Origin of the sequence: Dyella sp., from assembly GCF_035508675.1 — a bacterium.
Classification (GTDB): domain Bacteria; phylum Pseudomonadota; class Gammaproteobacteria; order Xanthomonadales; family Rhodanobacteraceae; genus Dyella_B.
In genome coordinates, this window is the sequence record NZ_DATJMN010000291.1 from 1 (window position 1) to 3616 (window position 3616).

The 3616-nt window shown below is 63.8% G+C and carries 4 protein-coding genes and 1 pseudogene; all 5 read left to right on the top strand.

Annotation, left to right across the window (positions count from 1 at the left end; translation table 11 throughout):
* A pseudogene (locus tag VMA74_RS15430) lies at positions 1 to 875 on the top strand (hypothetical protein); the annotation flags it as partial.
* A gap of 156 nt (positions 876 to 1031) precedes the next feature.
* Positions 1032 to 1232, top strand: a complete 201-nt coding sequence (gene thiS, locus VMA74_RS15435; protein WP_325368519.1) for a sulfur carrier protein ThiS — start codon at positions 1032 to 1034, stop codon at positions 1230 to 1232.
* Positions 1233 to 1271: 39 nt separating this feature from the next.
* Positions 1272 to 2072: a thiazole synthase gene (locus VMA74_RS15440; RefSeq protein WP_325368521.1), complete on the top strand. Its 801-nt coding sequence runs from the start codon at positions 1272 to 1274 to the stop codon at positions 2070 to 2072.
* Between the two features lie 45 nt (positions 2073 to 2117).
* A complete protein-coding gene (trmB, locus tag VMA74_RS15445; RefSeq protein ID WP_325368522.1) occupies positions 2118 to 2816 on the top strand; it encodes a tRNA (guanosine(46)-N7)-methyltransferase TrmB in 699 nt (232 codons plus the stop codon).
* A 204-nt stretch (positions 2817 to 3020) separates the two neighbouring features.
* Positions 3021 to 3616 (top strand): SLC13 family permease (locus VMA74_RS15450; RefSeq protein ID WP_325368523.1); only part of this gene is annotated, 596 nt, incomplete at its 3' end.

The window sequence follows — 3616 nt, forward strand, 5'->3', positions numbered from 1 at the left end:
GCTACAACCGGGCGACGCTGATCAACAACATCCACAGCCAATACAACTTCTATCACGATGGACGCCCCATCACGGGCGTGACGTACGCGAACCGCAACGCGCCGCATGCGTTCACCGCCGTTTCCGCCCAAGCGTTTGCCAACGCGCGGAATGTGCAAAGCAATCAGATGCATGTGGATCCGCAGCAGTGGGCTCACGCATCGATGGTGGCGCCCACGGCCTTGCAACGACCCTCGCCGGCAAGCTTCGGCCAACCGCGCGCCGCCAACATGCGCCCCCTGCCTGCCGCCGGATTCAATCGCCCGGTGGTGGCGGTGAACGCGCCCGCTCCGGCCGTTGCGGCGAATGCGTCGTTCCATGCAGGCCAGCCGGCATCCAACGTGCGCATGCTAGGGGTGCAGCCGCGCAACGTACCCAACGTGGTCACCGGTCGTGGCTACCCGCATGTCGCGACGCCTGCCACGCAGCCTCAACCTGCACCGGCTCCGCATCAGGCTGCGCCGTCGCTGCCGCAGGTTCCGCATTTCGCGCCCGCGCAAGAAATCCGGCAGGTACAGCAAGCGCCGCACTACGCGCCAGCGCCATCATCCATTGAACAATCGCAGCGCGAAAATCAAGCCGCCATGGAGCAACAACGTATCGACGCCGCGCAACGCCAACGTCAATACACGCCGGAACCATCGCGCCAATACGCACCTGAGCAGCAGCCTCGTCAATATGGGCAGCCGCAGCCAAATCCGTCGTATCAACCGGAACCGTACCGCTATCAAGCTGCGCCGCAATACGCACGTCCCGAGATAGCGCAACCGCCGCACCCGCAAAATGCGCCGCATCCTCACGCCGCGCCGCCGCCCAAGAACGACAATCAACACTAGCGCCTCATGCCGTGTGCCCCGCGTGGGGCGCACGGTGTCGGTTCGAAGGCGCTCCTATCCGCAAACCCTTAAGAACCGGAAGGACCTAAGACCTTCTGCAGCATGCCCATAAGGAAAAAGCGGGATAAAGCGAGGGCCTCCCGCTACAATAGGCGGATGCAGATCAGCTTGAACGGCCATCCGCACGCCTGCGGAGATAACTTCACCGTCACCCAGCTCCTCCACGACGCCGGCTACGCCGGGCGGCGCGTTGCGGTAGAGGTGAATCACGAAATCGTACCGCGCAGCCAGCACGACGGTTATGCCTTGCGCGAGGGCGACAAGGTGGAAATCGTCCACGCCATCGGCGGCGGCTGAACCCGCCTGCCTCCCACTGCCGCAAAAGCACGCTTGCCCATGAACATTAAAACCTACGACACCACCGATTCTCTGGTCATTGCCGGCAAAAGCTACGGCTCGCGCCTGCTCACGGGCACCGGCAAATACAAGGATCTGGACGAAACGCGGCGCGCCACCCTGGCCGCCGGGGCGCAGATTGTCACCGCAGCGATTCGCCGCGTGAATCTCGGGCAAGATCCCCATGCCCCCAACCTGCTCGATGCGCTGCCGCCAGGCGAATTCACCCTGTTGCCCAATACCGCCGGCTGCTACAACGCCGTCGATGCGGTGCGCACCTGCAAACTGGCGCGGGAGCTTTTGGACGGCCACACGCTGGTGAAGCTGGAAGTGCTCGGCGACGAGCGCACGCTGTTCCCCGACGTGGTCGAAACCCTGAAGGCCGCCGAACAGTTGGTGGCCGATGGTTTCGAGGTCATGGTCTACACCAGCGACGATCCCATTCTCGCCAAGAAACTCGAGCAAATCGGCTGCGTGGCGGTGATGCCGCTGGCGGCGCCGATCGGCTCCGGCCTCGGCATCCAGAACCGTTACAACCTGCTGGAAATCATCGAGAACGCGAAGGTGCCGATCATCGTCGATGCCGGCGTGGGCACGGCTTCCGACGCGGCCATTGCCATGGAACTGGGTTGCGACGGCGTGCTGATGAATACCGCCATCGCCGGCGCCCGAGACCCCGTGCTGATGGCGCATGCGATGAAGCTGGCCATCGAAGCGGGCCGCGCGGCGTTTCGCGCCGGGCGCATTCCGCGCAAACGGTTTGCCTCGGCATCCAGCCCCATCGACGGCACGATCGGCTAATCAGCGTGTTTTCTCTCCTTGCGGAGAGAAAACAACACCGTTCGCATGAGCAACGATCACGACACCACCAGCCATTTGCGCCGCATCCGCAGCTTTGTACTGCGCGAAGGCCGCATGACGCCTGCACAAGAACGTGCATTCCAAGCACATTGGGCACGCTTTGGCATCGACTTCACCGGCACCGTGCAAGACTTCGACACGCGTTTCGGTCGCCATGCACCGCGCGTGCTGGAGATCGGCTTCGGCAATGGCGAAGCGTTGGCGTGGGCGAGCGAGCACGATCTGGCGCGCGACTACCTCGGCGTCGAAGTCCATGGGCCGGGTGTCGGTCGGCTGATGAATGCCCTCGCCGCACGCGACGCTACCCATGTGCGCCTCTACAAACACGACGCGGTAGAAGTGCTCGAACAGGAGATCGCGCCCGGCTCCTTGAGCGAGGTACGCATCTGGTTTCCCGATCCCTGGCATAAGAAGCGCCACAACAAACGGCGCATCGTGCAGCCGGCGTTCGTCGCCCTGCTCGCCACTCGCGTGGCGCCCGGAGGCTTGCTGCACCTTGCCACCGATTGGGAGCCGTACGCGCAGCACATGCTGGATGTGATGGAAATGGCGCCGGATTGGCACAACGACGTCGGCCCGGGCCAGTACGCGCAAAAGCCGGATTGGCGCATCGAAACGCATTTCGAGCGGCGCGGTCTGAAGCTCGGGCATGGTGTGTGGGACCTGCTTTACCGCAAATCCTAGTGCCCCGGCCTCGCGGGAAGAGGCCGCTAGCGGCTCGACGCGTCAACAATGCGGCAACGGTTCACCAGTAACCCGACGCACGCGCTTATACTTCTTCGCTAAACAGGGAAGAGTCATTCGCGTGAAGCAACTGCTGCCCCATCGCATCCAGCCCCTTTTGCCCGGTAGGGATGGTCGGCAGTGGCGCTAACCCTGACCCCCGAGATGATTCTGGTGTTGGGGCTGGTGTGCTTCACCATGCTTATGCTGGTGCTGGAGTGGATCCGCGCCGACATGGTGGCCTTGCTGGTGGTGGTGGTGATCGGCCTCACCGGCTTGATTCCCTCCGATCGCGTGTTCAACGGCTTCGCCGGCAACGCGGTGATCGCCATCATCGCGATCATGATCATGGGCGCCGGCCTCGACCGCGCCGGCGTACTCGGGCTCACCGCTCAATTCGTCATGCGCATGGCGCGGGGTAAAGAGTCGCGGCTGGGCCTGGTCATCAACTCCGTCACCAGCCTGTTCAGTGCGGTGATTCCCAGCCAGGCTCTGGCCGCGCTGATGATTCCTGTCACCAGCCGCCTCTCCGCGCGCACCGGCGTGCCGATCTCGCGCCTGTTGCTGCCGATGGCGTTCTGCATTCTGACCGCCACCAATACCACGTTGATCGCCAACTCGCCGCTGATCGTGCTCAACGACCTGATCGCCAGCGCGAACGCGAACCTGCTGCCGGGCGCGCACACGATCCCGAAGTTCGGCCTGTTCAGCGTGACCCCCGCCGGCCTCGCGCTGGCCGCGGTGGGCGTGGCGTATTTCTA

Bases quoted from the DNA above. Each gene is read 5' to 3' on its own strand.
- trmB (WP_325368522.1), top strand. From the start codon at position 2,118: ATGAGCAACGATCACGACACCACCAGCCATTTGCGCCGCATCCGCAGC.
- thiS (WP_325368519.1), top strand. From the start codon at position 1,032: ATGCAGATCAGCTTGAACGGCCATCCGCACGCCTGCGGAGATAACTTC.
- VMA74_RS15440 (WP_325368521.1), top strand. From the start codon at position 1,272: ATGAACATTAAAACCTACGACACCACCGATTCTCTGGTCATTGCCGGC.